Origin of the sequence: Pseudomonas sp. S5D5 (genome assembly GCF_003013355.1) — a bacterium.
Classification (GTDB): Bacteria; Pseudomonadota; Gammaproteobacteria; order Pseudomonadales; family Pseudomonadaceae; genus Aquipseudomonas; species Aquipseudomonas aylmerensis.
This window is the reverse complement of record NZ_PTEO01000001.1, coordinates 4,428,079-4,455,003: the sequence shown is the minus strand read 5'-3', so window position 1 is coordinate 4,455,003 and position 26,925 is coordinate 4,428,079. Positions and strand designations below refer to the sequence as shown.

General features: G+C 61.6%; 20 protein-coding genes and 2 pseudogenes. 16 read left to right on the top strand and 6 right to left on the bottom strand.

The features are described 5' to 3' along the window. The first annotated feature begins 276 nt into the window (after positions 1 to 276). The 12 genes from C9990_RS20035 (at position 277) to otnI (ending at position 17,750) form a co-directional block, all read left to right on the top strand. Positions 277 to 3,168 (top strand): ATP-binding protein, encoded by a 2,892-nt coding sequence (locus tag C9990_RS20035; RefSeq protein WP_065905758.1) that lies wholly within the window; start codon positions 277 to 279, stop codon positions 3,166 to 3,168. A 16-nt stretch (positions 3,169 to 3,184) separates the two neighbouring features. Further along, positions 3,185 to 3,823 (top strand): response regulator transcription factor, encoded by a 639-nt coding sequence (locus C9990_RS20030; protein WP_065905760.1) that lies wholly within the window; start codon positions 3,185 to 3,187, stop codon positions 3,821 to 3,823. Between the two features lie 370 nt (positions 3,824 to 4,193). Continuing rightward, the gene (locus C9990_RS20025) at positions 4,194 to 4,751 is read left to right on the top strand and encodes a fimbrial protein (protein ID WP_065905762.1); all 558 of its coding nucleotides are present in this window, start codon (positions 4,194 to 4,196) and stop codon (positions 4,749 to 4,751) included. 91 nt (positions 4,752 to 4,842) lie between these two features. Beyond that, positions 4,843 to 5,538, top strand: a complete 696-nt coding sequence (locus C9990_RS20020; RefSeq protein WP_177410344.1) for a molecular chaperone — start codon at positions 4,843 to 4,845, stop codon at positions 5,536 to 5,538. A 120-nt stretch (positions 5,539 to 5,658) separates the two neighbouring features. After that, positions 5,659 to 8,166, top strand: a complete 2,508-nt coding sequence (locus tag C9990_RS20015) for a fimbria/pilus outer membrane usher protein (protein ID WP_177410343.1) — start codon at positions 5,659 to 5,661, stop codon at positions 8,164 to 8,166. Beyond that, the gene (locus tag C9990_RS20010; protein WP_083221431.1) at positions 8,163 to 9,197 is read left to right on the top strand and encodes a fimbrial protein; all 1,035 of its coding nucleotides are present in this window, start codon (positions 8,163 to 8,165) and stop codon (positions 9,195 to 9,197) included. Before C9990_RS20015 ends, C9990_RS20010 begins: the two co-directional genes overlap by 4 nt. Positions 9,198 to 9,303: 106 nt before the next feature. Continuing rightward, a complete protein-coding gene (locus tag C9990_RS20005) occupies positions 9,304 to 12,408 on the top strand; it encodes an autotransporter outer membrane beta-barrel domain-containing protein (RefSeq protein ID WP_106804425.1) in 3,105 nt (1,034 codons plus the stop codon). Between the two features lie 137 nt (positions 12,409 to 12,545). Beyond that, the gene (ltnD, locus tag C9990_RS20000; RefSeq protein ID WP_106804424.1) at positions 12,546 to 13,451 is read left to right on the top strand and encodes an L-threonate dehydrogenase; all 906 of its coding nucleotides are present in this window, start codon (positions 12,546 to 12,548) and stop codon (positions 13,449 to 13,451) included. 10 nt (positions 13,452 to 13,461) lie between these two features. Then, positions 13,462 to 14,754 carry a 3-oxo-tetronate kinase gene (otnK, locus tag C9990_RS19995; protein ID WP_106804423.1) on the top strand — a complete coding sequence of 431 codons (1,293 nt, stop codon included), beginning with the start codon at positions 13,462 to 13,464 and terminating at the stop codon, positions 14,752 to 14,754. Beyond that, complete coding sequence (locus C9990_RS19990) at positions 14,751 to 15,395, top strand: aldolase (RefSeq protein WP_106804422.1); 645 nt, start codon at positions 14,751 to 14,753, stop codon at positions 15,393 to 15,395. Before otnK ends, C9990_RS19990 begins: the two co-directional genes overlap by 4 nt. A 96-nt stretch (positions 15,396 to 15,491) precedes the next feature. Further along, positions 15,492 to 16,952, top strand: a complete 1,461-nt coding sequence (locus tag C9990_RS19985) for an SLC13 family permease (protein WP_106804421.1) — start codon at positions 15,492 to 15,494, stop codon at positions 16,950 to 16,952. A gap of 15 nt (positions 16,953 to 16,967) precedes the next feature. Further along, positions 16,968 to 17,750 carry a 2-oxo-tetronate isomerase gene (gene otnI / locus C9990_RS19980; protein ID WP_106804420.1) on the top strand — a complete coding sequence of 261 codons (783 nt, stop codon included), beginning with the start codon at positions 16,968 to 16,970 and terminating at the stop codon, positions 17,748 to 17,750. A gap of 319 nt (positions 17,751 to 18,069) precedes the next feature. On the opposite strand, the gene C9990_RS19975 is transcribed toward otnI, so the two are convergent. From C9990_RS19975 to C9990_RS19965, 4 genes and pseudogenes are all read right to left on the bottom strand, one after another. After that, positions 18,070 to 18,891, bottom strand: a complete 822-nt coding sequence (locus tag C9990_RS19975) for a DeoR/GlpR family DNA-binding transcription regulator (protein ID WP_065905775.1) — start codon at positions 18,889 to 18,891, stop codon at positions 18,070 to 18,072. Positions 18,892 to 18,996: 105 nt separating this feature from the next. Beyond that, positions 18,997 to 19,539, bottom strand: a pseudogene (locus C9990_RS33130) (methyl-accepting chemotaxis protein); the annotation flags it as partial. 318 nt (positions 19,540 to 19,857) lie between these two features. After that, a pseudogene (locus C9990_RS33125) lies at positions 19,858 to 20,940 on the bottom strand (cache domain-containing protein); the annotation flags it as partial. Between the two features lie 145 nt (positions 20,941 to 21,085). Further along, the gene (locus C9990_RS19965; protein WP_106804418.1) at positions 21,086 to 21,976 is read right to left on the bottom strand and encodes a bestrophin family protein; all 891 of its coding nucleotides are present in this window, start codon (positions 21,974 to 21,976) and stop codon (positions 21,086 to 21,088) included. Positions 21,977 to 22,349: 373 nt separating this feature from the next. On the opposite strand from C9990_RS19965, the gene C9990_RS19960 reads away from it, so the two are divergent. Genes C9990_RS19960 through C9990_RS19950 form a run of 3 tightly spaced genes read left to right on the top strand, consistent with a single transcriptional unit; the run spans position 22,350 to position 24,732 of the window. Next, on the top strand, positions 22,350 to 23,198 hold the full coding sequence (locus tag C9990_RS19960) for a hypothetical protein (protein ID WP_256595121.1): 849 nt from the start codon (positions 22,350 to 22,352) through the stop codon (positions 23,196 to 23,198). A 26-nt stretch (positions 23,199 to 23,224) separates the two neighbouring features. Beyond that, complete coding sequence (locus C9990_RS19955) at positions 23,225 to 24,277, top strand: GGDEF domain-containing protein (protein ID WP_106804416.1); 1,053 nt, start codon at positions 23,225 to 23,227, stop codon at positions 24,275 to 24,277. Next, the gene (locus C9990_RS19950; RefSeq protein WP_106804415.1) at positions 24,274 to 24,732 is read left to right on the top strand and encodes a metallophosphoesterase family protein; all 459 of its coding nucleotides are present in this window, start codon (positions 24,274 to 24,276) and stop codon (positions 24,730 to 24,732) included. The genes C9990_RS19955 and C9990_RS19950 overlap by 4 nt, the downstream gene beginning before the upstream one ends. Before the next feature lie 7 nt (positions 24,733 to 24,739). Here the strand turns inward: C9990_RS19950 and C9990_RS19945 are convergent, their stop codons facing one another. Continuing rightward, on the bottom strand, positions 24,740 to 25,039 hold the full coding sequence (locus tag C9990_RS19945; protein ID WP_106805692.1) for a helix-turn-helix transcriptional regulator: 300 nt from the start codon (positions 25,037 to 25,039) through the stop codon (positions 24,740 to 24,742). Positions 25,040 to 25,128: 89 nt separating this feature from the next. Here C9990_RS19945 and C9990_RS19940 point away from each other — a divergent pair, with 89 nt between their 5' ends. Continuing rightward, positions 25,129 to 26,220: an NADH:flavin oxidoreductase/NADH oxidase gene (locus tag C9990_RS19940; RefSeq protein WP_106804414.1), complete on the top strand. Its 1,092-nt coding sequence runs from the start codon at positions 25,129 to 25,131 to the stop codon at positions 26,218 to 26,220. 10 nt (positions 26,221 to 26,230) lie between these two features. Here the strand turns inward: C9990_RS19940 and C9990_RS19935 are convergent, their stop codons facing one another. Further along, the gene (locus tag C9990_RS19935) at positions 26,231 to 26,908 is read right to left on the bottom strand and encodes an SOS response-associated peptidase (RefSeq protein ID WP_106804413.1); all 678 of its coding nucleotides are present in this window, start codon (positions 26,906 to 26,908) and stop codon (positions 26,231 to 26,233) included. Between the last annotated feature and the right edge of the window lie 17 nt (positions 26,909 to 26,925).

The following is a 26,925-nucleotide window of genomic DNA, read 5'->3' as shown; positions in this document are numbered from 1 at the left end:
ATCTGTGTATGATGGTATACCATAATATGACAAGTGCAAGCGCCACAAGATCGGGTCGGCAAACGGTACAGCTGGGTGATGCGTTTTTTTGATCTCGATCAATCGTTGCGAGATGCTCATCTGGTAAAAACGCCCCCTTTTTTAAACTTGGCGCCGCTTCTAGCCTGGCAAGGCGAACTTGCCGTGTTACGCCATACTCACCTCCAGCTGTGGCATACAGCGCCTGGCTCTATGCCGCTACCACCGTGCCGTCTTACGAGACCGGACTTTGAACCTATGCCCGAACGCAACTACAGCTTGATTCGCAAGCTCGCCAGCACGTCCCTGCGCCTGAATACCGTGCTGATCTGCGCGCTTTTTCTTAACCTGTTAATGCTGGCCGCCTGCTATTGGGCGTTGAGCAAGGTGGTTGCCGAAGAGCGCAACAAGGTGATGCTGCATTTCAACCGATTGGTGGGTGATATCCATCAGCACGAAAAATTCATCGACAGGATTGCGCAACACGGCAACCAGGCCTCGCAGAACCAACCGACGTCGGGTCTGACGGTACAGAGCCAAATGCGTGTCGACACGCCAGGCGTGCGGATCTTTGAGGCGGCGCAATATACGTTTTCGATGCCGTTTACCCTGGCGCAGCAGCACGTAACGTCCGGCCCGCATCCGGGCAATTTCGCCTTGGGGGTGATGCTGGCGAATTTTTACAGCCGTTTCTGGAGTACCTCGGTGTACCCGGCACCGCAGGTGTTCGTCATCGGCGCGCTGGGCAACACCAGCATGGCTGTGCCTGCCATCGACCGGTTTCCGGGGCGTGCGCTGCTGACAACGGAGAACTACCTGGCGGCAGTCGAGCGGATTTACACCGCGCTGCCAGTCGGTAAAGACTCGACAGGGGGAGTCCACGTGCGCTGGGCGCCAGCGCAGCATTTCATTGCCGGCGAGTCCCGTGAGCTGTTGGGTTATCTGGATTTCAGGCTGCCCGATGCGCTCTGGTGGACACCTGAGGTCAAGCGTCGGATCTTCATCGTGACCCTGTTGGATCTGGAGCGCATCAATGATCCCGAGCAATTGTTCGAGCGGCCGATCTACGACCGCTTGCAACTGTTGTCTCCCCAGGGCGACTCGTTGATAGATGCAGTCGGTGTAGCGCAGAGCTATCGGCAGGGCCTGAATTTCACTGCGCAAGGCCTGCTGTTCAAGATGGGCGGCCCCAGTGCCGGTGGTTGGGTCGCGTTGTACGAACTGAATTATCAAAGCTTTTTCGGCTACGCCAAGTGGCAGTTGCTTGGCGGCATTGGGCTGCTGCTGGCCAGTGTGTTGAGCAGTTGGGTGGCGATTCGCTGGTACGCGCGCAAGGTGGTTTCGCCCGCGCGCCAGGCCCATTTTGAGATCGTCGAAAGCGACACTTTCAGCCGTACGGTAATCCAGACTGCCCCTGTGGCACTGTGTGTGCTCAGGCGCGCGGATCGGCACCTGATCATGCAAAACCCACTGGCCGAACGAATGCTGGGGGATGCCCAGGCGGTGACGCAGTTGAGTGAGCATTGGGGGCTCAATCCTGCCCCGGCGCAACCCGACGGCGATGTGATTTTCCACAGCCGCCACGGCCACACATTGCACGGCAGTTTCGCCTCAGCCCGCTATCGCGGCGAGGCGGTGGTGCTCTGCGCGTTCAGCGACATCAGCGCACACAAGGCGGTGGAGCAGAAGCTCGCCGAGGCCAGCGCCGCCAAGTCGCGGTTCCTGGCGACCATCAGCCATGAGATCCGCACGCCACTCTATGGCGCGTTGGGTACCCTGGAGTTGCTGGGGCTCACACAGTTGACCGAGCAACAAAGCAACTATCTGCACATTATCGAGCGCTCCTCTTCAATGCTTCTGCAACTGGTCAGCGATGTGCTGGACATGTCCAAGATCGAAGCGGGGGAGATGGCGCTGGAGTCGGCGGATTTCAGCCCCCTCGCATTGGCCGAGGAGGTCGTCGCCGAATACAGCGGCACCGCACAGGGCAAGGGCGTGCAGTTGCGCTTGAATGTCGATGCCGGTGTACCGGTTGGGGTGCATGGGGATGCGCGGCGTATCCGGCAGGTGCTCACCAATCTGCTCAGCAATGCCCTCAAGTTCACCGAGCACGGCGGTGTAACGCTGCAGTTGAGCGCCGCGATTAGCGACGACAGGGCTACGCTGACGTGGCAAGTCACCGACACCGGCGTGGGTATTGCGGCCGAGCAGCAGGTTCATCTGTTCGAGCCGTTCTACCAGGCGCACCGACATGCGCATACCGTTGCTGGCACCGGGCTTGGCCTGTCCATCTGCGCGCAACTGGCCCAACTGATGGGCGGTCGATTGAGCGTGGCCAGCGAACCCGGGGTGGGTAGCTGCTTCAGTTTCAGTGCCAGCTTTGCCTTGGGGCAGCAGGCACCGCCGACCGCCGTGCGGGCCCGCTTGTCTCGGCATCCCGGTAAGTTGGGCCTGAACCTGCTGGTCGCCGACGACAACCCGATGAACCAGGCATTGATCAAGGAGCAACTCGAGCAGCTCGGCTGTCGCGTCACCCTGGCAAGTCACGGTCTTGACGCATTGGCGCGCTGGTCGCCGGATTTCGATGCGCTACTGACCGACATCAACATGCCGCAGATGGATGGGTTCGAGTTATTGAGTGCGCTGCGTCAGCAGGGCGTAACGCTTCCGATCATCGCCATCACCGCCAGCGCCCTGCAGGAAGAAACCCGACGCTTCGTCGCAGCCGGCATGGATGCCTGGCTGGTAAAGCCCGTGAGCCTGAGTGATTTGTACGCAGTGTTGCGACGCTGCTGCCCGCCCGCGCAAATACTTGAGCCGCAGGAGGAAGAACTGCCGGCGTTTGTGGCGCTCTCACCGCGACTGCATGAACTGTTTGTGAATACCACGCGCGCAGACCTGAAAATCCTGCGCGACGCCAGCCAGCAACACAACGTAGCTGCCATGGTGCCGCAGTTGCATCGGCTGCGCGGCTCGCTGGCGGCGGTGCAGGCGAAGCAGCTGGCAGACGCGTGCAAAGCGCTGGAGCAGCAACTGATCGCCACGCACAAAATTCCCAAGGGCGTTATTGAACTCATGGACGGTATAGAGCGACTACTGGCGGGCCTCGCGCCGAATACGGACGGCGAGCCCCCTACATCCAACGACTGAGACTGGAATACAAACCATGAAAAAGACCACTGTGTTGATAGCCGACGACCATCCGATTGTGGCGATGGCGGTGCAGGAAATAGTCGAGCGCGATGACCGCTTTGAAGTGGTGGGTATCGCCAAGGGGCCTACTGAATTGGTGCAGATGCACCAGCAGTTTTCGCCCGATGTCGTGATTGCCGACTACAGCATGCCCGGCGACGGAATTCATGGCGATGGATTGCAGATGATCGAGTTGCTGTGCCGGCGCTTTGGTGACACCCGCATCCTGGTATTCACCATGCTGTCCAATCCCCTGATTCTCAGCGGTCTCTATCACCTGGGTGTGTGGGGCGTAATATTGAAAAGTGGTGATTTCAATGAGATTGCGGTAGCACTGCAGGCGTTGTCGCAGGGACGCAAATACCAGCCACCAGTGCAAGCGCTGTCGAACAGCGACAGCCAGATGCAAGCCAGGGCAGCTCGGCTGACGATGCGCGAATACGAAGTGCTGCGGCATTTTGTATCGGGCTTGAGTGGTCGTGAAATCGCGGCACTTTTGCATAGAAGCACCAAGACAGTGAGCGCACAAAAGGTCTCGGCGATGCGCAAGTTGGGCGTCGAAAATGATCAAGCGTTGTTGGCCTTCTGTGCGGACGCGCAGCTTTTCCTGTAAGTCGTGCCAGCGGTTTACGTGGGCTGAACCGAAAGACAGTTCTCGCCCTGGGCCTATTTTCAGTTTGATCTTAAAGACAGCCACCGAGTCGGCTCGCATAATGGCGCCCACAGCGTCAGCCCGCACCTCAATAGACTAAGTCACGTCACCTACCTGTAGCCGTGCTGGTTGAGTTGCACTAGAAAAGAACCGTTTCTTATTGCAGTTGTGCGCAACAGTGCACTTCAAGGCAGCGGGTCACTGTGCGCCCGAAAAAGGATTAATTACGAAGTCAGGAGGTGGATACCCAGCAACTCGTGAAGTGAAGTGCGGCCCTGTGATGAGTTATTAAAGTAACGCCAATGAATATAAACTTGAGAGATGATGAAGTATGAAGAAGCAACGTTTACTGCCTGTGCAGGCGGCGCTCCTGAGTGTGTGTGGTGGCCTGATGTTGTCCACTACTGTCAGCGCCGCGGAAGCCGGTACTATTACTTTTAACGGTAAAGTTACGGATGAAACTTGCCAGGTGACCACCGGCTCGTCGGGCGATTTTACCGTGGACCTGGCGACCGCCAAAGTGGCTGACCTGGCCCAGGCCGGTGCTACCGCGATGCCGTCCAACTTCCGTATTGCGGTCAATCAATGCTCGCCGACCGTGACCAATGTACGCGCGCAGTTTCTCTACGATGCCAACCTGGTCGACGTCAGTTCGGGCGTGCTGAAAAACCAGTTGAGCGGCGATACCTCCGCCACCAATGTGGGCCTGCAGCTTTACAACTACGCAGACAACTCCGTGATCAAGCCAGGCGACGCTGGCGCTGCCAAGAGCTTCACCGTGCAAGACGGTGCGGCTGAAATGATCTACGGCGTGCAGTACTACGCGACCGGCAAGTCCACGGCGGGCCTGGTGAAGAGCCAGGTCAAATACCAATTGAGCTATAACTGAGAACGTCCCTCTGCGCGGACATCGCGCAGAGGGGACTACCCTGACTATGCGGATATATCGTCTATTAACAGGTTGCCTGCTCATTTATTTAATGAGCTTCGATGCTCGCGCCAATATCGTTTTGGGCGGCACTCGGTTGATCTATCCAGGCGGCGAACGTGAAGTCACGCTGCCCCTGTCGAACAAGGGCGCGACCCCGGCACTGGTGCAATCGTGGATGGATGACGGCGCCACCGACTCTACGCCGGAGAACAGCTCCGCGCCGTTCCTGATCATGCCGCCGCTGACCCGTATCGAAGGCCAGGCCTCGCAGACCCTGCGGATCCTGTTCAATGGAACAGCATTGCCGCCAGACCGTGAATCGCTGTTCTGGCTGAATGTACTTGAAGTACCACCGGTGCCGGAAAAGTCGAGAAACAAGAATAACTTGTTATTGGCTGTTCAAAGTCGAATTAAAGTGTTCTATCGACCCGCGACACTCCGCAGCTCCTTGCATGACGCCGCGAAGCATTTGACGTGGCAGGTGTTCGGCGACGGCGCACAGTTGAAGTTGCGCTGCACGAATACTTCGCCATTGCATGTCTCGTTTGCCGATATACAGGTGAAGTGGGCGGGCAAGACACTCAGTAATACTGACGGTAATCATATGGTTGCCCCGGGCGGCGAAGCCGTGTTTGAACTGCACCCGCAGACCGCGCGCCTGCCTGAACTAAAAGCCCAGGGCATACAGTTTAATTATATTAACGACTATGGCGCCTTGAAAACCGTGAACGCGCAGTTCGACTAAGTTCAATTACCCTTTCGTTAAAAGTCTATGAACCGTTTTGATCGATCGATATTACGCAGAAAAGTGTTTCTGGCGGCACCGTCATGCTCAATCGTTCGTTTCTGGGCGGTCGCGTGCCTCGTGTTCAGCACGGCAGATGACAACGTGATGGCGGATGAGCCGGTGCTGCCGGCGGCCGCTGCACAGGTGGACTTCCAGGATGCCGAGTTCACCAGTTCGTTTCTGGTGGGCAATGCCAAGCGTACGGATATGTCGCGTTACCAGAAGGGCAACCCGGTATTGCCAGGAAATTACGATTTGGACGTTTACATCAATGGCAAGCAGGTGACGCGCGCCAAGGTCGAGTTTGCAGATGAGGCCAACAGCAATATCGCGCAAGCCTGTTTCACGCTCGCAGCGCTGAAACGGCTGGGCATCGATACACAGCCATTGGTGCCGTTCAACGGTTGTCGCAAGCTCAAGGCGGTGCTGCCCAACACGGTCTCCTATGCCGACATCGGTGAGCAGAAGCTCTACCTGCAAATCCCCCAGGCCAACTTGCGGCGTACCCCGCGTGGTTATGTAGAGCCCGAGTACTGGGACGCGGGCATTACCGCGGCGAAACTTGATTACAATCTGAACTATTTCAGCACACAGAACGACCACTACGGCAGCACCGACTCTGCCTACCTGGGCTTGCGTGGCGGGTTCAATTTTGGCCTTTGGCAGTTCCGACATAACGCAAATGTGAACTGGACCCAGGGGGGCAAAGCCGAATGGACCCGCATGTCCACCTACCTTCAGCGGCCAGTGGCGCAGCTCAAGAGCCAGGTGACCCTGGGCGAGATCAATACCAAAGGCGTGGGGTTCGACAGCATCGCTGTGCGCGGTGTCAGCCTGGCCTCGGACGAGCGCATGTTTCCCGATTCACAGATCGGTTTCGCGCCGGTGATCCGCAGTTTCGCGCGCAGCAATGCGCGAGTGGAGGTGTGGCAGAACGATATAAAGCTCTATCAGACCACGGTCACGCCCGGCAACTTCGTGATCGACGATCTGTACCCCACAGGCTATGGCGGCAACCTGAATGTCGTGGTTACCGAGGCCGACGGAAGTGAGCGGCGCTTCGATGTGCCTTATTCGTCGATCACCAACCTGATGCGTCCGGGGCGCGCCAAATACGACCTGGTGGCTGGCCGGCTGTATAACCAGAACCTGGCCAGCGATGCCCATCTGTTCCAGGGCACGTTGTTCTATGGTCTGAACAACAGCCTGACCGGCTACGGCGGGTTCCAGGTCAGCGAAGGCTTTCACGCGGGGCTCGCGGGTGTCGGACTGAACACCTCGCTGGGGGCGTTTTCGGTCGACCTGACCCAGGAGACCACCCAACTGGGCGCTCGTAGCGGTTCGGCTTCGGGGCACAGCGTCAAGGTGGCGTACAGCAAGTTGCTGAGCGAAACCCGCACTAACTTTACCCTCGCTGCCTACCGCTACTCGTCGTCCAAATACATGACGCTTTCCCAGGCGGTCGATGCGCGTGAGCGGGTCAAGACCCCGGGCTATCAGGATGAATGGCTGTGGTATGGCAATGAGCGTGACCGCTTCGATATCAGCATCGATCAGCCGGTAAGCACTTATGGCTCGCTGTTCCTGACCGGTAGCACCAGCAAGACCTGGGGGGGCTCGGGATCCTCGAGCCGGCAGTTTGAAGTGGGCTTCAACGGCAGCGTCGGAGATGTCAGCTACAGCCTTTCCGCCAGTCGCAATAACGATGAGTTCGTCGGCGCCCAGACCCAGTACTTCCTGAGCCTGAATATTCCATTGGGCAGCGGCGCCAAGTCACCGACGCTGAGCACGCAGTACACCGGCGGGCGCGGGCAAGGCAGCACGCTGCGCAACTACTTGAGCGGGGTGGCCGATGACGAGGGGCGCCTGAGCTACGGGGTCGCCCACGCGGCGGACACCAACACCTCAAGCTCGGGCAGCGTCAATGCTCAATACCGCGGCGACCGCAGCACCGTTCGCGCGTCGTACGAACAGGGTGGGGACTACAAATCCACCTCGCTGGGCAGCGATGGCAGCCTGGTGGTGCACAGCGGCGGGGTGACGCTATCGCCGAATACCGGCGACACCATTGCACTGGTCTCCGCACCGGGCGGCGAGGGCGCGAGCATTGGTGGATTGTCCGGCCTGGTCATCGATAAAAACGGCTATGGCGTGATGCCGTATTTATCGCCCTATCGCATGAACAATATCAACCTGGACCCCAAGGGCAGCTCGATGGATGTCACGTTCCAGAACACCACGCAACAGGTCGCACCCTTTGCCGGCGCAATTGTCCGCGTCGATTTCCAGACCCGGGTCGGGCGGTCGGCGGTGATCCATATCACCAATGGCAGCAACCTCAAGTTGCCGTTCGGCGCGGATGTACGCGACGAGCGTGGCAATGTGGTCGGTGTGGTCGGCCAGGGCAACAACCTGTTTGTCCAGGGCGTTGAAAACAACGGCGCACTGAGCGTGAACCTGCCGGACGAATCAACCTGTCAGGTTGCATATCGATTCGGCGAGAAAACGGCGAGCGGCACCAAGGGGCTGCTACAAACGCAAGCGCCGTGCCTGCTGCGCGAAGGCACCCGTCTGAGCAGTCGATGAAAATGACCAGACTTATTTATGCAGTGTTTCAGGTGTGTGCCTGGCTAATGGTTTCAACGTCGGCTTATGCGGTGTGCGGGATGATGCCCAACTATCAGGAAGGCGCGGTAGTCGATATAACCATGGGCCGCATATCGGTACCTTCGGGGGTTGCCGTGGGTGACGTGTTTTACAGTAAGGAGTTTCCTATTGTTGGCAGTTTTTTCGCCATTGTTTCTTGCAAGCCGGGTGATACAACGCAATGGCGAGTCGTACAAGGCACTGCCACTACTATCACTAACGTCTACACAACTAACATTGCCGGTGTCGGCATGCGTACCAGTTGGATACCCGCACAATCGGCTTCACCGTTTTATGCTGGAGAACAGACCACCTGGAAACTTGGGATGCCCGGTGTCAGTGGCTCGGCGGCGCAAAACACCTTGGTCTTCAATGTCGGCGGAACAGTTGTCGTTGAATTGATCAAGCTGAGCGACACCGTCGGTTCCGGTGCATTGGCGGGTGGTACCTACACCAACAACACGGCGCAGAGTGTTTACCCGTTCAACAGTGGTGTGTTCCTGACCACGCGCATCACCGGGGGCGGCAGTGAAATCGTGCCGGAAACGGGTACCTGCTCGATCGGCGACCTGAGTGTGGATCTGGCTCCGGCGCCATTCGGCCGCTTCACCGGGCAGGGCTCCACCACGGGCGACACACCTTTCAACGTTCCGTTTACCTGTTCCGGAGCCAACGGCGCAGTCACCCTGACCCTGGACGCAGACAAGTTCATGCCCGACGGCAGCCTGGGCCTGATCAAACCGCAGGCCGGCGTGAACAATGCCTCTTGCGTGGCGCTGCAAGTACTCGATGCCTCCAGCGGGCTGCCCGCGATACTCGGGGCGACTCAAGTCGTGGGCACGGTGTTTAACAATTCGACAAGTTTCAACTTGCCCTATTTAGTGCGTTATTACCAAAGTTCTGGCGGCACTAATTGCGTCACACCCGGGCTTGTAAAAGGTACCGCAACGGTCACTGTGAAGTATCAATAAAAGGCGCTTTAAAGGGTTTGCTACGCCCTCTCTGACTGGGGGCATGGCGGGCATTCTGTTGCCGAGCGCTTTTGTTGGATGACAACTAACGTCAAGGATTGGATTAATGAACTCTGCGAAGAAACCCCTCAGTTTTGCAATCAGTTATGCCCTCTTCGTTGCACTGGCGCCGGTGCAGGCGGCCACTATCGGGCCTGTTGACGTATCGTCCGAGGCGGGTGACCTGCTGGTACTGGATAATGACCAGGTTTCGTTCACCGGCAAAGGTGCGGCCGTTCGCGTTGTGGGGGGGCAAAATGAATTCATCGGCACGACCATGGATATCCACGCGACCGCCGGCGGGCCTAACGATGCCGTGACGGGGCTGCAAGCGCAGGGCGGTGGGCGGGGCACACTGCAGGGTTCAACCATCAAGGCCAGCGGCTATTTCGGCGACGGTGCCAGCGCCAGCGGTGCAGGCTCGCATGTGCAACTGGGGCAGACCGACATCACCACCGACGGCGCCCGTGGCCGTGGGGTCATGGTCAATCAGGGCTCCAGCGCGCAGATCATCGGCGGCACAGTCACCACTACAGGGCTTATGGCCGACGGGCTCTCTGCCATGGGCGCCGGTTCGACCATCAGCGCCAGTGGCACGAGCGTATCGACCGCCGGCAATGCGGCCTACGCAGTGCGGGCGCAACAGGGGGCGCGCATCAAGTTGAACAACGTCAGCGCCACCGCCCATGGCCAGACTGCCGCGATCGCCATCACCGGTACGGACAGCGTGGTCACCGCCGACGGCGTGACCGCACAATCCGACGGCGCCCAGGGCGTGGAGATGCAAGAAGGACGTCTGGAGTTCAGCAATGGCAGCATCCAGGCCAAGACTGACGGCATCCTGATCCGGCCGAGTTCTCCCAACGGTGGGGGGACGGCGGTAGTACGCAATTCCCAGGTCCTCTCTCAAACCGGCAACGGCATCAACCTTGATGCCAAAGGTGCGTCCCTGGAACTGTACGAGTCCCAGATCAGCGCCAAAGGGGATAATGGTTCGGCGATCTGGATGCCCGGCAGCGACAGTCACGCCGACGTGCACGACAGTCAGCTGGAAACATGGGGCACACAGGCGGCCGCGGTGGACAATCGCGCCGGTATTTTCCAGATGGACGGCGGCCGCGTGGTCACCCACGGTGACTCGTCCCACGGGCTCTATGCATCAACCGACGTGATCGGTGGCCAGTCGGGGGCGCCCGGGGCGACGTTCGATGTGATGAACGTGGTGATCGAGACCTTTGGCGTCGGGTCGGTCGGCGCCTTAGCCCGGCTGGGCGGGACACGGATGGTGTTGTCCGACAGCCAGCTGTTGACCCACGGTGATCTCAGTCATGGCCTACTGGTTTCAGGCGATGATGCCAGCTTGCAGACGACTCGCACGAATGTGGTCACCGAAGGTAACTCGGCGTATGGCCTGTCGGTCAGCAACAATGCCACGGCAGACCTGACCGACACCCACATCGAGACCGCTGGAGAGAAAGCCTACGGGCTGGTGAGCCAGGCAACCATCGCGGGTATCACCAACCAACTCGATCTCACTGACAGTACGGTACTGGCCCACGACAGCAGTGCCTTGCGCGTCTCCGGCGGCAGCTTGCTCAGTCATCTGACCCACAGCAGCCTGGTGGGGCGCAGCGCCGATCAGCCCGCGACGGCAGTATGGATTACCGACTGTGCCAATGGGCTGGCCGCCGACCTCGTCCGGCTGGACAGCGATCACTCGTTCATCGATGGCGATGTCCTGGTCGAGGGTGGCGCGCTGCAGTTGAGCCTGAACAATCAGTCACGCCTCGAAGGTGCGGTGAACGATACCCCTGGCCATTCCAGCCTCAGTCTGGACGACAGCAGCACCTGGCTGATGCGGGGCGACTCCAGTGTCGGCCAACTGACAAATAAGGGCAGCGTGGAATTCGCCACGCCGGCAGCGAGCGATTTCATGCGCCTGAAAGTCGTCGGCGACCTTCAGGGCGACGGGCAGTACATCATGAATACTGATCTGGGCGCGCTGCGCGGCGACCGGCTTGAGGTGGGCGGCCAGGTGACCGGTAATAACCAGTTGCTGGTGCGCAACAGCGGCACCGAGCCGTCGGGCGGCGGGCAGAAATTGCTGTTGATCGACAGCCAGGGGGGCGTCGGCGACTTCACGCTGGCCAACCGTGGCCAGGAGGTGGATGTAGGCACCTACCGCTACACCTTGCAACGTGACGACAGTGCGAGCGGCCAATCGCAGTGGAGCCTGGTCAACATCACCGAGCAACTGTCCACTGCCGCCAGCGCGGCGATCAACAGCAGCGCGTTGGCGACCCTGCGTGACACCTGGGATGCTGAGCGCGGCAGCCTGATCCAGCGCCTGGGCGATGTGCGCGGCGATGGCCACGACGAAGGGGTGTGGATGCGCAGCTATGGTCAGGAGCAGCAACTGGATAACGGCGCAGGGCGGCACTTCACGCAGAACCTCAACGGCGTCCAGGTGGGTGTGGATGGCCGGATGGCGCGCAGCAACGGTTCGCTGATCCTCGGCGGCCTTGCCGGTTACAGTCACGCCAATCGCAGCTTCAATGGCGAGGGCAGCGGTAAGCTCGAAAGTTACTACATCGGTGCCTACGCCACTTACCTGGACGATTCGGGTTGGTACACCGACAGCCTGCTGACACTCAATCGCTGGTCCACTCGGTTCGACGTGGACGCTACCGACGGCAAACGCGTCAGCGGTAAAACCCACAGCAACGGCGCTGGCCTCTCGGTGGAAACCGGCAAGCGCCTGGATTTCTCCCATGGCTGGTTTGTTGAGCCCCAAGCGCAGTTGTCGGCGTTGTACGGTGGCGGTGATCGTTACCGGTTGAGCAACGACATGCGCGTCGACGCCGACGATGGCATTTCAACCCAGTTGCGCGGCGGCGCGCTGGTTGGGCGCCAGATGCGGTTGGAGGGTGATTTTGCGATCCAGCCGTACCTCAAGGCTGGCTGGATCCAGGACCTGTCAGCGCGCAACCAGGTCAAGACCAACGACGTCAGCAGCCACCCCGACGGCAATGGCGGTGGCTGGTATGCCGGGGCAGGTATTACTGCGGCCATGGGCAGGAGCCAGCATCTATATGCCGATGTCGAGACCAGTGACAGTTCTACCCAAAAGCGCCCGTGGGCTTTGAACATTGGTTACCGGCTGGCGTGGTAAATCGGCGGCGACCAATGTTAACAAATGTTAAATCGAAAAATAACTTCACATAATCCGTTCATTGGTGGATGATCGACTGCAATTCCAATGCGGCTCGCCGGTGTAGCGCGAGCTGCCGTTTTCCCCTGGAGTACCCCATGAATAATAAGAATGTCGGTGTGATCGGTCTGGGCGCGATGGGGCTGGGCATTGCCCGTTCGCTGTTGCGCGCAGGCTTTAATGTGCATGCCTGTGATGTGCGCGACGCGGTGACCCAGCAGTTCGCCAGCGAAGGCGGGGTGGCGTGCGCGTCGCCGGCGCTGATGGCGGATGCCTGTGATGTGATCATCACCGTGGTGGTCAACGCCGAGCAGACCGAAACCGTCCTGTTCGGTGAAGGCGGCGCGGTGGCGGCGTTGCGCCCGGCGAGCCTGGTGATCGGCTGCGCCACCGTGGCCCCGACCTACGCCGTCGAGCTTGGCCAGCGCCTGGCGGACCAGGGCCTGCTGTACCTGGACGCGCCGATCTCCGGTGGCGCGGCCAAGGCGGCGGCCGGCGAAATGACCATGATGACCTCCGGCCCGCAAGCGGCCTACGCCAAGGCCGAAGCCGTGCTGGCTGGCATGGCGGGCAAGGTCTACCGCTTGGGCGATGTGCATGGCCTGGGCTCCAAGGTGAAAATCATCAACCAGTTGCTCGCTGGGGTGCACATTGCCGCCTCTGCCGAAGCCATGGCCCTGGGCCTGCGCGAAGGGGTGGATGCGGACGCCTTGTACGAGGTGATCACCCACAGCGCCGGCAATTCCTGGATGTTCGAAAACCGCGTGCCGCACATTCTCAAGGCCGATTACACGCCGCTGTCGGCGGTGGATATTTTCGTCAAGGACCTCGGCCTGGTGCTGGATACTGCCCGCGCCAGCAAATTCCCGCTGCCGCTCTCGGCGACCGCGCACCAGATGTTCATGCAGGCCTCCAGTGCCGGTTTTGGCCGTGAGGACGACTCGGCGGTGATCAAGATTTTCCCCGGCATCGACCTGCCGACTGCCAAGCCTGAGCCAGTGTGAGGAACGCCGCATGACTAACCCAACGGCACGCCCCTTGCTGGGCTGCATCGCCGACGACTTCACCGGCGCCACTGACCTCGCCAACATGCTCGTGCGTGGCGGCATGCGCACAGTGCAAAGCATCGGCATCCCCAGCTGCGAAGTCGCGGCCGGGCTGGATGCGGACGCGATTGTGATCGCGCTCAAGTCGCGCACGACACCGGTCGCCGAGGCGGTCGAGGAGTCCCTGGCCGCACTGGCCTGGCTGCGCGAGCAGGGCTGCGAGCAGATTTTCTTCAAGTACTGCTCGACCTTCGACTCTACCGCCGCCGGCAATATCGGCCAGGTCAGCGAAGCTTTGCTAAAGGCGCTGGGCAGTGATTTCACCTTGGCTTGCCCGGCGTTCCCGGAAAACGGCCGCACGATTTTTCGCGGGCATCTGTTTGTGCAGGACCAACTGCTCAACGAGTCGGGCATGCAGCATCACCCGCTGACGCCGATGGGCGACGCGAATCTGGTGCGCGTGCTGCAAAGCCAGACCCAACTGCCGGTCGGGCTGCTGCGCTATGACAGCATCGCTGCCGGCGTCGAGGCCACGCGCAACAAGATTGCCGAACTGCGCGCGCAAGGCGTGGGCATTGCCATCGCCGACGCGCTGTCGGACCAGGACCTCTACACCCTCGGCAGTGCCTGCGCCGACTTGCCATTGCTCACCGGCGGCTCGGGCCTGGCGTTGGGCTTGCCGGGCAATTTCCGTCGCGCCGGCAAACTGCGTGATTTCGACGCGGCGGCGTTGCCAAGCATCAGCGGCGGCGAGGTTGTGCTGGCCGGCAGTGCATCGGTGGCGACCCTCGGGCAGGTCGCCGCCTGGTGCGAAGCGGGGCGCCCGGCGCTGCGCATCGACCCGCTGGCCCTGGCCGCCGGTGAGCCGGTGGTGGCCCAGGCGCTGGCGTTTGCCCAGGGCAGTGCACACACCGTATTGATCTACGCCACCAGCACCCCGGACGAGGTCAAGGCGGTGCAACAGCAGCTCGGCGTCGAACGCGCCGGCGCGCTGGTGGAGAATGCCTTGGGGGCGATTGCGGCGGGCTTGCGCGAGCAAGGCGTGCGACGCTTTGTGATTGCCGGCGGCGAAACCTCCGGCGCGGTGGTCAAGGCGCTCGGGGTCAACCTGCTGCAGATCGGCGCGCAGATTGATCCGGGCGTGCCGGCCACCGTCAGCAGTTCTGCCGAGCCGCTGGCACTCGCGCTTAAATCCGGCAACTTCGGTGGCCGCGACTTCTTCACCAAAGCCCTCGCGCAATTGGCCGGAGGTGCGCAATGAGCGGCACCGACGAGCAGGCCCTGCGCGAAGAAATCTGCGACGTCGGCCATAGCCTGTACCAGCGCGGCTACACCGTGGGCAGTGCCGGCAATATCAGCGCGCGCCTCGACGATGGCTGGCTGATCACGCCGACGGATGTGTGCCTCGGTCGCCTGGCGCCTGGCGCCATTGCCAAGGTCAACCTGAAGGGCGAGTGGGTGTCCGGGGACAAGCCGTCCAAGACCCTGGCCCTGCATCGCCAGGTCTACGACCGCAACCCGAGTGTCGGCGGCGTGGTGCATACCCACTCCACTCACCTGGTGGCGTTGACCCTGGCCGGGGTGTGGCGCGCGGACGATATCTTGCCGCCGCTCACGCCTTATCAGGTGATGAAAGTCGGGCACATTCCACTGATCGGCTATCAGCGCCCGGGTTCGCTTAAGGTCGCCGAGCAAGTCGCGCAACTGGCCAACCGCGTACGCGGGGTGATGCTTGAACGCCTCGGTCCGGTGGTCTGGGAAAGCTCGGTGGCCAAGGCCAGCTACGCGCTGGAAGAGTTGGAAGAAACCGCACGGCTGTGGTTGATGAGCAACCCTCGGCCGGCGCCGCTGGATCAGGCGGCACTGGATGAATTGCGCGAGACGTTCGGCGCGCACTGGTAACCCGCAAGACACACCGCAAGTGCTGCCCGAGCGCCTGGTTTGACGCTCGACGGACCCGGCTTGCTTAAAAAAACAATAACAACAGGACTTACCCGCATGAGCCCATTGATTCTGATGTTAACCGCCGGCGCGGGCATCGCGCTGCTGCTGTTTTTGGTACTCAAATACAAATTCCAGCCGTTTGTGGCGCTGATGCTGGTCAGTATCGTGGTCGCGCTGGTGGCCGGGGTGAAACCGGCCGACCTGGTCGCGACCATCGAAGGCGGCATGGGTAAGACCCTGGGGCATATCGCGATCATCATTGCCCTGGGCGCGATGATCGGGCGGATTATCGAGCTGTCCGGCGGTGCCGAGGCCCTGGCCAAGTCGCTGATCGAGCGTTTCGGCAATAGCCGCACGCCGCTGGCCTTGACCATCGCCGGGTTCATTATTGGGGTGCCGGTGTTCTTCGAGGTGGGGGTGATTATCCTGATGCCGCTGGCCTATGGCGTGGCCCGCCGCGCGCGCAAGCCGCTGCTGGTGTTCGCCTTGCCGATGTGTGCGGCGCTGCTGACCGTGCATGCCTTCCTGCCGCCCCATCCCGGTGCCGTGGCTGCCGCCAGCCAACTGGGTGCCGACCTGGGCCGCGTGCTGATGTTCGGCCTGCCGATCACCGCATTGCTGTGCTACATCGGCTACCGCGTGGCAGGGCGCATGACCCGTCGTTTCTACCCGATGACCGACGATATCCGCGCCGAAGTGTACGGCCCGCACGTGACCAATGAAGACTTGCGCGCCTGGACCAACGGCAACTCACAAGCGGTGCAACAGAGTGCCGTGGCCGAGTCGCACATGGGCCTGGAGGAATCCACCAGCGCCATCGCCGCCAAGCTGCCGGCGGCGCCTGCACCGGGTTTCGGCTTGATCGTCGGCCTGATTTTGCTGCCGATCGTGCTGATTCTGCTGGGCACACTGGCGACCTCGTTGCTGCCGATCGAGTCGACCCTGCGTGGGGTCATGACCGTACTCGGCGCGCCGCTGGTGGCGCTGCTGATCGATACGTTGCTGTGCGCCTGGCTGCTCGGTTCGCGCCGGGGCTGGAGCCGCAGCCAGGTGTCCGACGTGATCGGCTCGGCCTTGCCGGGTGTGGCCATGGTGATCCTGATTGCCGGTGCCGGCGGCGTATTCGGCAAGGTGCTGGTGGACACCGGCATCGGCGCGGTAGTCTCCGACATGCTGCGCACCACTGGCCTGCCGGTGCTGGCGCTGGGCTTCTTGTTGACCATGTTGCTGCGCGCGGTGCAGGGTTCGACCACCGTGGCCCTGGTGACCACGGCGGGGATCATCAGCCCGCTGATCGTGACGCTCAACCTCACCCCCAACCACATGGCGCTGCTGTGCCTGGCCATGGGCGGTGGCGGGCTGGCGATGTCGCATATCAACGACGCCGGCTACTGGATCTTCACCAAGCTTGCCGGGCTCAACGTCGCGGACGGTTTGCGCACGTGGACGGTGATCACCACGTTGCTCGGTACCTTGGGTTTCCTGATAACCCTGCTGATCTGGCCTTTTGTCTGAATCCTGGGAGCTTTTATGCCTCGTTTTGCTGCCAACCTGAGCATGCTGTACCCGCAACATGATTTCCTCGAGCGCTTCGCTGCGGCGAAGGCCGATGGTTTTGACGCGGTGGAATATCTGTTTCCCTACGACTACAGCGCCGAGGCACTCAAGCAGCGCCTGAGCGACAACGGCCTGGAGCAGGCGCTGTTCAACGCACCGCCAGGCGACTGGGCCGCCGGAGAGCGCGGTATCGCCACGCTGCCGGGGCGTGAGGCCGAGTTTCGCAGCGGCTTCGACCGGGCGCTGGACTATGCCGCGGTGCTGGGCAATTCCCGTGTGCACGTGATGGCCGGGCTGTTGCCGTCGGAGTCCTTGCGCGAGCGTCATCATGCCGTGTACCTGGAGAACCTGGCCTACGCCAGCGCGGCGGCGGCCAAGGTCGGCGTCACGGTGCTGCTGGAGCCGATCAACACCCGCGACATGCCGGGTTTTTTCCTCAATCGCCAGGACCAGGCGCACGCCATCTGCCGTGAAGTTGGCGCGAGCAACCTCAAGGTGCAGTTCGACTGCTATCACTGCCAGATTGTCGAGGGTGACCTGGCCACCAAGTTGCGCCGCGACTTCGACGGCATCGGCCACATCCAGATTGCCGGCGTGCCGGACCGCCATGAGCCGGACCTGGGTGAGGTGAACTACGCGTATCTGTTCGAGCTGATGGATCAACTGGGGTATGACGGTTGGGTCGGCTGCGAGTACCGGCCGCGGGGCGATACGTCGGCGGGGCTGCAGTGGTTGCGGGACTGGAAGGTGCGTTGAGCTGGGGGGGCTGGCGAGGGTGGGGGGGGAGGTAGATCTCTAGCGCCCATGCTGCCGTCTTCGCGGCCTCGCTGGGGCTCGACGGCTCCCACACGGGGGGGCGGGGGCTTTGGGGATTTTTGTTTGGCAATGGAGATCACCAGGTGGGCGCTGGGTTGCTGGCGAGGGGGGGCAGGTAGGTCTCTAGCGCCCATGCCGGCGTCTTCGCGGCCTCGCTGGGGCTCGACGGCTCCCACAGGGGGAGGGGCGGGGCTTTGGGGATTTTTGTTTGGCGATAGAGATTACCAGGTAGGCGCTGGGTTGCCGGCGAGGGGGTGGGTCAGGCGGGCGGCGGGTCGCTGGGTAGCATCAGTTCGATGCCACGCTTGCGGATGCCATCGGCGGCAGCCGGGGCGAGGGCGTCGTCGCTGATGATGATGTCGAACGGCTCCAGCCCGGTGATGCGGTACATGCTGAAGGTGCCGTATTTGGAACTGCTCGCCACCAGCACGACCTGGGACGCAGACTGCATCGCCACTTGCTTGACCTCGACCTTCAACGCCGAGGGCGTGGTGATGCCGCGGTGCAGGTCCCACGAGCTGGTCGACACAAACGCGATGTCCGTGACCACCTGGCGCAGGGTGGCCACCGCCAGGCCGCCGACCGAAGAATGGTTGTCATGGTCGAGTTGCCCGCCGGTGTGGATCACCGTCACCTGCGGCGCGTCCATCAAGGCCTGCACGATCCCGAAATCGTTGGTCACCACGGTCATCCCCGACAGCGCCTTGATGTAGGGCACGATCTCCAGCGTGCTGGTGCCGGCATCCAGGTACACCGTCATGTCCGCGTGCAGCAGCCGCGCGGCCAGTCGCGCCATCGCCTGCTTCTGCGGCAATTCGACGACGGCCTTGGATTGATGGCTGGGCTCGCTGTGCAGCTGGCTGGCAATACGCACCCCACCGGTCACCGAATACGCGCGGCCGTCCTGTTCCAACAGGGCGATGTCGCGGCGCACGGTCATGTGCGAACAGTCGAACATCTCCATCAACTGATGCACGCTGAGCACTTGATGCTTGCGCAACTGGCGCAGGATCAACTCACGCCGCTGCTCGGGAATCATTGGGGCGCTGCTGTCGGGGGCAGTGTCCTTGGGGTTGGGCATTGAGGCTCCGGATCGATCTGACTATGGGCGGGCAACTGCTGCACATAGTAGCGAATACGCGCGGCGTTCGCCTGCTCCCTGCAGGCGATTGCCGCGCATGGCCGGTCAGAACTTGAAGCGTCCCACCAGGCCCTTGAGCTGGCCGGAAATATCGGTCAAGCGACCCGAACCGGTCTGCGCCGAATGCGCAAAGCCTTCGACCAACTGCGCGTCGGCGTGGATCTGCGCGATGTGCCGGTTGATCTCCTCCGCGACCTGGTGCTGTTCCTCGGCGGCGGTGGCGATCTGGGTGTTCTGGTCGCGGATCGAATCCACAGAGCCACGGATCTTGTCGAAGCTGTCGCGGGCCTGCTGGATGCGCTCCACGCTGGTGTGCGACACCAGCAGGCTGCCTTGCATCTGCTGGGTGACTTCCTGGGTGCGGCGGGCAAGGTTGCCCAACAGGCTGTCGATCTCGCCGGTGGAGTCGGCGGTGCGCCGTGCCAGGGCCCGCACTTCGTCGGCAACCACCGCGAAACCACGGCCCTGGTCACCGGCGCGCGCGGCTTCAATCGCGGCGTTCAGCGCCAGCAGGTTGGTCTGTTCGGCAATCGAGCGAATGGTGTCGAGGATGGTGTTGATGTTTTTGCTGTCCTGCTCCAGCTGCTGCATGGTCTGGGTCGAGCGCTGCAGGTCTTCGCTGAGCTTAAGCACGCTGCCGGTCGCTTCGCCGATATGCTGCTGGCCGTCGTGCACGTCGCGATAGCCTTCATCGGCGCTGGTGGCGGCGGCGCTGCAGGAACGGGCGACTTCGTTGGCGGTGGCCACCATCTCGTTGAAGGCGGTGCTGACCAGTTCCACCGCTTCGCGTTGACGGCCGGCGGCCTGGTTCATGTTGTGCGCGACTTCGCTGGTGTCGGCGGCGGCGGTCTGCAGGTCGGAGGAGGCATTGCCGATACGCTGCACCAACTGCGCGATCATGCCCAGGAACTGGTTGAACCAGCCCGCCAGGGTGGCGGTTTCGTCCTTGCCCTGCACCGTGAGCTGGCGTGTCAGGTCGCCTTCACCTTCGGCGATCTCCTGCAGGCCGTTGGCGACCCCGCGAATCGGGCGCACGATCACGCTGGCAAAGCTGGCGCCGACAATCGCGAAGACCACGGCGAGTGCTGCCGCAATCGCAGCGATCAACCACGTGAGGCTCGTCGCACCGGCCATCACTTCGTCGCGCTTGATCAGGCCAATGAAGCGCCAGCCCAGGTCCTTGGAGCTGACCACGTTGGCCATGTAGGCCACGCCGTCGATGTCGACCTGGGTCACGCCGTCGCCGCGCTTGGCCAGTTCGGCGTAGTTGGCGCCGAGATCGGCGAGGGGCTTGAAGTTATGCTTGGCGTCGCTGGGGTCCACCAGCACGTTGCCGTTGGCTTCCACCAGCATCAGATAGCCGCTGTCGCCCAGCTTGATGTTGCGCACCAGTTCGGTGAGCTGCTTGAGCGACACGTCCAGGCCGACCACGCCGAGGATGTTGCCGGTGGCGTCGGCCACGGTGTGCACGGTGCCGATCAATACCACGTCGTCCGGCGCCCAGTAATACGCACCGGTGCGCACGGTTTTGCCCGGCGCGGCGATGGCCGCCTTGTACCAGGGGCGCACGCGCGGGTCGTAGTTGTTCAGTTTGGTGTCGTCCGGCCAGCTGGCGTAGCCGCCGTTGCTCAGGCCCAGGGACAGGTATGCGGTGCTGGGATGGCTTTTGGCGAACTGGTCGAAAATATCCAGCAGGTCTTTGTTCGTGGGGGTGAGGGGGATTTGCGCGGCGTCGGCGCCGGCGTAGTTCTTGAGGTCCTTGGCCGCGACAACGCGCGGGTCCTTGGCCACATAATCGACGTTCTGGCTGATGCCATCGAAGAACTGCTGCATGCCATTGTCGATCTGGCGGATCTCGCGGCCGCTGCTGTCGAGGAAATTGGCCAGGGCCCCCTCGCGCACATTCAGCACCACCAGGACGGCCACCAGGATGACCGGCAGGCACGCGATGGCCGCAAAGGCCCAGGTCAGCTTCTGCTTGATATTCATGACTTCACCCGCGGGTATTTATAGTTTTGGCAAGGGGAAAACAGTAGCGTCGAGCGTCGCATGTGTTGTTATCGGGGAGGTGCTGCCCATGCGTACCCCCTGTATATCGACTGCGCGGGCACGCACTTGAGGCCGAAGTGGGCGGTCAACCGATCCGGTCGCCACCCAGCGCATCACGCTGCATGGACTGCAGGTTTTTCTCGATGGTTTCGCAGATGGTTTCCATCTGGATCTGGTGCTCGCTGGAGTTGAACGGGCTTTGCAGGTCGGTACCGATGCGCTCGATGGCCAGCAGCATGAAGCCCACCACCGTGGAGGCCAGCGGTGTGAACCAGCCCAGGGATTCGACCAGGCCCACCGGCACGATCAGGCAGAACAGCGAGATAAACAGGCGCGGAAAATACACGTAGGGGTAGGGCAGGGGCGTGTTGGCGATCCGTTCCATGCCGCCCTGGGCGTTGGACAAGTCCACCAGGGTCGATTCCAGCCGCGCCAGGCGGATGCTGTCCAGGTGCCCGGCCTTGTATTCCCTGGCCAGCAGCGCCGCCGAGCCGGTCAGGATGTCATTGGCAAAATTGTTGGTGGCGCCGTTGCGCGCGAACTCTTCGGACGGGATAAACGCGCGCACTTCTTCAGGGCACGGCTCGCCCTTGAGGTGCGCGGCCAGGCAGTTCACGTAAGCCACATGGCGGCGCAACAGCGTGGCCTTGACCGGGTTCACTTCGCCGTCGGGGTCGTCCAGCAGGGTCAGCACCTGGCGGGCGAAACTGCGCGAATTGTTGACCATCGCCCCCCACAACGTGCGGGCTTCCCACCAGCGGTTGTAGGCGCTGCTGTTACGAAAACTGATCAGCACCACCAGCGCCGAACCCAGCAACGTCAGGGGCATCAGCGGCAGGTTGATCTTGGTGGTCAGGAACAGCATGAAGTCCACGGTGACGGCAACGTCCCACAGCAACAGCCAGAACAGGGCCCAGCCCACGTAGCCCATGGTCTTGATGATCAGGCGGTACTTTTTGATGATGGCGGCTTTCAAACGGGAACCTCGCGGCGGCGGTCGGCAACAGTGCCTTAGCTCGGACGCCGGCTGGGGGGTAAGGTTCGCGCGGGGACTGAAACGTTTAAGTCGGCTCGGGCTGATTCGGCCTGCCTGGCCGCGGTTTTCGAGCGTGCTATCGCCTTTTGGGTAAATGTCACAAGAGTTGTCCACCCCATCCAGCGGTTGGAACAATTTTGGTAGGAACGCGGTCCGGTACTTCATTCAGGATAAATTGCGACCGAGGCAAAACGCCATTACTGGTATCTATTCTGTCGTGAGTTGTTGTGAGACCTGGTTGCAGAAAGTCTGCAATTGAAATCAGTGAATTCAGGTTGTTTGATCAGGGCTCTTTCTCATGTGCAGTCGTTCGTTGAAGTTGGCGCTGGATGATTCGGCGCGCGTGGTTGAAAGTCATGTCGAGTTTGAGGTGTGCATTCGCACGCATTACGCCTTGTTGCTCGAACCCTATTCAAAGCGACCGTTTTTTTACAAGACGGCGTTGAAGTTCAACCGCTTGATGGTGTCTTTTGCGCTACTGAGCGCCTATTTTTCCCAGGCGGTGCCGTTACTGTCCAAAGTCAAGGCGCTGTGCGTGGCGCGCGGGTTTTGTTCGCGCAATGGCTTGGAATCAATATTCCTGCTGTTCAGGGCGCTGGGGTTCATGAAGGTAGCGGGTCATCCGGACGACAGCCGTCTGCGGGTCTTCAGCCCGTCGTCCCAGGCATGCCGGGAGGTCAGGTCGATGCTCGCGTGCGTCGTCGAGCCATTGGGCATGCTGTACCCGCAAAACAGCCTGATTCGGCAACTGGGCGAGTTGGATGACCGCGCGTTCCTGGCGGTTTATTTCAAGGGATTTGCGAGAATGTTCGAGGCTAACGTGACCCTCGATCAACTCCTGCCTGAATGTTATTGGCTGGTTAATCGGGATGCCGGGCACCTGTTGATGTTGGCTATCTATAACGACGCGTGTGCGCTGGACAAGACCGGGGCCGGTTTTCGCTCTTCTTCCTATCTTTCATTGGCCGAGCAATTGTCGGTGTCCAAGACGCATGTCATTCGTTTGGTTCGTGAAGGGGCGGACAGGGGCTTCTTTAAGATTCATTCCAAGACCCAGCTTGAAGTGCTGCCGCCGTTTGTCGTGTTGGTCCGACGTTTTATGGCTTATTCATTCGCGATCAGCCTGCACAGCCTGCAATCGGACCAGGCTGCTGGCCTATAGGCAATTCATGCACAGGGAATGAAAGGATGCCGGCTAATTTGAAGCTGCGGCCACGGATGCAAAGGCTACTGTCACCGGCGATCTCACAGGCCGAAGTCATCGGCGTTATCGCCTGGTTGGGCGTGTTGATGGCTGACCCACTGGTGACGTTCGGCCTGGATAAACTGCTGATCACGCTGTGCCTGCTGGTGGTCTGCAGGCTTCACAGCGTGGTGTCCAATTTTTACTTGTGGCGACTGCTCGGCGTTGCCTACATGGTGTTGCTGAGCGTTGGCTTTGCCTATGTGATGCGCGCCAACCTTGAGCTGCAAGTGTTTGCTTTGCCGCTGGCACTGACCCTGGTGCTCAGCAGCGCCATACTGTTTATCACGGCCCAGGACTTTCTGACGTGCGCAGCCTTGGTCTGGATCGTGATCTGGCCCACTGTGCCCGTGGGGTTGTACGCGGGCATCGAGATTTACCTGTTGATTTTTTGCCTGTCATCCGTGTCTGTTGGCTTCATCCTGAGCTACTCATACTTGAATAATCTGCGTTCGGTGCTGCTGGTCGAGAGTGAGTTTCGCGAACTCGCACACACCGATTACCTGACGTCTCTGTTGAACCGACGCGCCTTTATGGAGAGCTTCGCAAAAGTGCTGGCAGCCGGTGAGACCGGTTACTTCATGATGTTGGATATCGACAGTTTCAAGTTGAAGAATGACCAGTTCGGCCATGACGTGGGCGACCGGATCCTCTGCGCGATGGCCACCTGCCTGAAATCCACCCGTGGCAGCCACAGTTTTGGCAGGATTGGCGGCGAGGAGTTTGGCGTCTTGCTGGTCGGCGATGATCCTTATATCGCCACTGAATATGCCCTGCGCCTGCTGCAGGCCATTCGCGAAAGTGTCGCGCCGCCCCATGACTACACGTGCAGTGCGGGCATGACGCGCTTTACCGCCGGCGCCGATCTGTCGGCGGTGCTCAAGTGCGCCGACCACAATCTGTATGCCTCCAAGCGCAATGGCAAAGACTGCGTGCACCTGGATGGCATGCCTGTTTGCCGCGCATCATGGCTGTCCAACCCCCAGGAGGTTCCATGAAAGTTGGCGTGATTTCCGATACCCACGGCCTGTTGCGCCCTGAAGCCGTGGCGGCGCTGCAGGGATGCGGGCAGATCCTCCATGCCGGTGATATCGGCAGCCCCGAGATTCTCGCGCAACTGGCGTGCATCGCGCCGGTTCATGGGGTGCGCGGCAACAATGACCAGGACGCAGCGTGGGCGGCGCAGGTGCCCGACCATCTGGTTATCGATTTGCTGGGCTGGCAGACGCTGGTGGTGCATGACATCGCCGACGTCCCCGCGTTGCTCGAGGCCCGCACGCGGCTGGTGATCACCGGCCACTCGCACAAACCGTTGATCGAATGGCGTGGCACAACGCTGTATGTGAATCCGGGCAGTGCCGGGCGACGGCGGTTCAAGTTGCCGGTGACGGTGGCGGTGCTGGAGGTCGGGGCGGCGGCCATCGAGCCGCGGTTGATCGCCTTGCTGGAGTGACCGGCGCTTAATGCTGCGCGAGGATGCACTCAAGCAGGCCGGGGAAGCGGCTTTCCAGCACATCCCCGCGCAGTGAGTTCATGTGGGTGGTGCCGACGCTGCGGGTCTGCACCAGGCCGGCGTCGCGCAATACGCGAAAGTGATGGGACATGCTCGACTTCGGCCGCCCGCCGTCCAATTCACCGCAGGTAGCCTCCGGCACACTGGCCAGGCACCGCACGATTTCCAGGCGCACCGGATCACTCAGCGCGTAGAGCAGGCGCTCGAGTGTCAGGTCTTCAAGGGTGGGGTGTTTAAAGGCTCGCATGAAACGAAGCATAACAGGGGGGTATCATCGAATACCATAGTTCGATTACCATCGAACTATCGAATCACTCACTCGCTCCTGGAGTTCCCATGTCCGCCTTGTTCGAACCCTACACCCTCAAAGACGTCACCCTGCGCAATCGCATCGCCATTCCACCGATGTGCCAGTACATGGCCGAAGACGGCATCGTCAATGACTGGCACCACGTGCACCTGGCCAGCATGGCCCGTGGCGGTGCCGGCCTGCTGGTGGTCGAAGCTACGGCAGTCGCGCCGGAAGGCCGCATCACCCCCGGCTGCGCCGGCCTGTGGAGTGACGCCCACGCCGAGGCTTTCGTGCCGATGGTCAAGGCCATCAAGGCCGCCGGTTCCGTGCCGGGCATCCAGATCGGCCACGCCGGCCGCAAGGCCAGCGCCAACCGCCCATGGGAAGGCGATGACCACATCCCGGCATCCGATGCCCGCAGCTGGGAAACCATCGCGCCGTCGGCCATCGCGTTCGGTGCCAACCTGCCCCAAGTCCCACGCGCCATGACCCTGGACGACATCGCCCGGGTGCGCCAGGACTTCGTCGACGCCGCGCGCCGTGCCCGTGACGCCGGCTTTGAATGGATCGAACTGCACTTCGCCCACGGCTACCTGGGCCAGAGCTTCTTCTCCGAGCACTCCAACCAGCGTACCGACGCCTACGGTGGCAGCTTCGACAACCGCAGCCGTTTCCTCCTGGAAACCCTCGCGGCGGTGCGTGAAGTCTGGCCGGAAAACCTGCCGCTGACCGCGCGTTTCGGCGTGATCGAATACGACGGCCGTGACGAACAGACCCTCACCGAGTCCATCGAACTGGCCCGTCGTTTCAAGGCCGGTGGCCTGGACCTGCTGAGCGTCAGCGTGGGCTTCTCGACCCCTGACGCCAACATCCCGTGGGAGCCTGCGTTCATGGGCCCGATCGCCGAGCGCGTCCGCCGCGAAGCCGGTATCCCGGTGACCTCGGCCTGGGGCTTTGGCACCCCGCAACTGGCAGACGGCGCATTGCAGGCCGGCCAGCTGGACCTGGTGTCGGTCGGCCGAGCACACCTGGCTGATCCCCATTGGGCCTACTTTGCCGCCAAGGAACTGGGCGTAGAGAAGTCGTCCTGGACCTTGCCTGCGCCTTACGCGCATTGGCTGGAACGCTATCGCTGAGGCGAACCGCCTAGCCGGCGACGGGCTCAATCAAGCCGGGCCCGTCGTTGCGTGTATTGCCCACCGCAGTGCCGACCTTGAACCATTCAAACACTTCGCTGGGTTCGCCCTGGAACAACAGCAACTGCTCGGCACGCGCTCGCGGCGTTGCCGGGTCGAGCCATTCACGCGCCAGCGCCGGATTGAGCACCACCGGCCGCCGGTCGTGAATGTCGACCATGCCGCCGGCGCTGTCGGCGGTGATGATCACAAACCCGTCGTGCTCGCCCGCGCCTTCATCGGCGTCGGGCAGTTGGCCGATGGCGGCGCACAACACCGGCGCGCCGTCCCGGCGACGGATCAGGTAGGGCTGCTTTTTCGGGCCGCCTTCGTCCACCCATTCAAACCAGTTGTCTACCGGCACAATGGCGCGGTGCGGCCAGATCGCGCGGAAGAAAGCCCCCTGGGCGACTTTTTCCACGCGGGCATTGATGGGCGCCGCACGGTCCCTGGCCCAATGCGGGCGCCAGCCCCAGCGCACCCGATCGGCGTGCAGCACATCCTGCTCCAGGTGCAACAGCGCAACCGGCGTCGACGGCGCGACGTTGTAGCGCGCCTGGTCGCCTGCGTTATCGACCCAGGCATTGGGCATGCTCAAGGCCGCGACAAAGTCATGAATGCCCCGGTACTGCGTCAATCGTCCGCACATGGCTGAACCCTCCGGCT

Coding starts and splice junctions, on each gene's coding strand:
- C9990_RS20035 (WP_065905758.1), top strand. CDS start 277: ATGCCCGAACGCAACTACAGCTTGATTCGCAAGCTCGCCAGCACGTCC.
- C9990_RS20030 (WP_065905760.1), top strand. CDS start 3,185: ATGAAAAAGACCACTGTGTTGATAGCCGACGACCATCCGATTGTGGCG.
- C9990_RS20025 (WP_065905762.1), top strand. CDS start 4,194: ATGAAGAAGCAACGTTTACTGCCTGTGCAGGCGGCGCTCCTGAGTGTG.
- C9990_RS20020 (WP_177410344.1), top strand. CDS start 4,843: ATGAGCTTCGATGCTCGCGCCAATATCGTTTTGGGCGGCACTCGGTTG.
- C9990_RS20010 (WP_083221431.1), top strand. CDS start 8,163: ATGAAAATGACCAGACTTATTTATGCAGTGTTTCAGGTGTGTGCCTGG.
- C9990_RS20005 (WP_106804425.1), top strand. CDS start 9,304: ATGAACTCTGCGAAGAAACCCCTCAGTTTTGCAATCAGTTATGCCCTC.
- ltnD (WP_106804424.1), top strand. CDS start 12,546: ATGAATAATAAGAATGTCGGTGTGATCGGTCTGGGCGCGATGGGGCTG.
- otnK (WP_106804423.1), top strand. CDS start 13,462: ATGACTAACCCAACGGCACGCCCCTTGCTGGGCTGCATCGCCGACGAC.
- C9990_RS19990 (WP_106804422.1), top strand. CDS start 14,751: ATGAGCGGCACCGACGAGCAGGCCCTGCGCGAAGAAATCTGCGACGTC.
- C9990_RS19985 (WP_106804421.1), top strand. CDS start 15,492: ATGAGCCCATTGATTCTGATGTTAACCGCCGGCGCGGGCATCGCGCTG.
- otnI (WP_106804420.1), top strand. CDS start 16,968: ATGCCTCGTTTTGCTGCCAACCTGAGCATGCTGTACCCGCAACATGAT.
- C9990_RS19975 (WP_065905775.1), bottom strand. CDS start 18,891: ATGCCCAACCCCAAGGACACTGCCCCCGACAGCAGCGCCCCAATGATT.
- C9990_RS19955 (WP_106804416.1), top strand. CDS start 23,225: ATGCCGGCTAATTTGAAGCTGCGGCCACGGATGCAAAGGCTACTGTCA.
- C9990_RS19950 (WP_106804415.1), top strand. CDS start 24,274: ATGAAAGTTGGCGTGATTTCCGATACCCACGGCCTGTTGCGCCCTGAA.
- C9990_RS19945 (WP_106805692.1), bottom strand. CDS start 25,039: ATGCGAGCCTTTAAACACCCCACCCTTGAAGACCTGACACTCGAGCGC.
- C9990_RS19940 (WP_106804414.1), top strand. CDS start 25,129: ATGTCCGCCTTGTTCGAACCCTACACCCTCAAAGACGTCACCCTGCGC.
- C9990_RS19935 (WP_106804413.1), bottom strand. CDS start 26,908: ATGTGCGGACGATTGACGCAGTACCGGGGCATTCATGACTTTGTCGCG.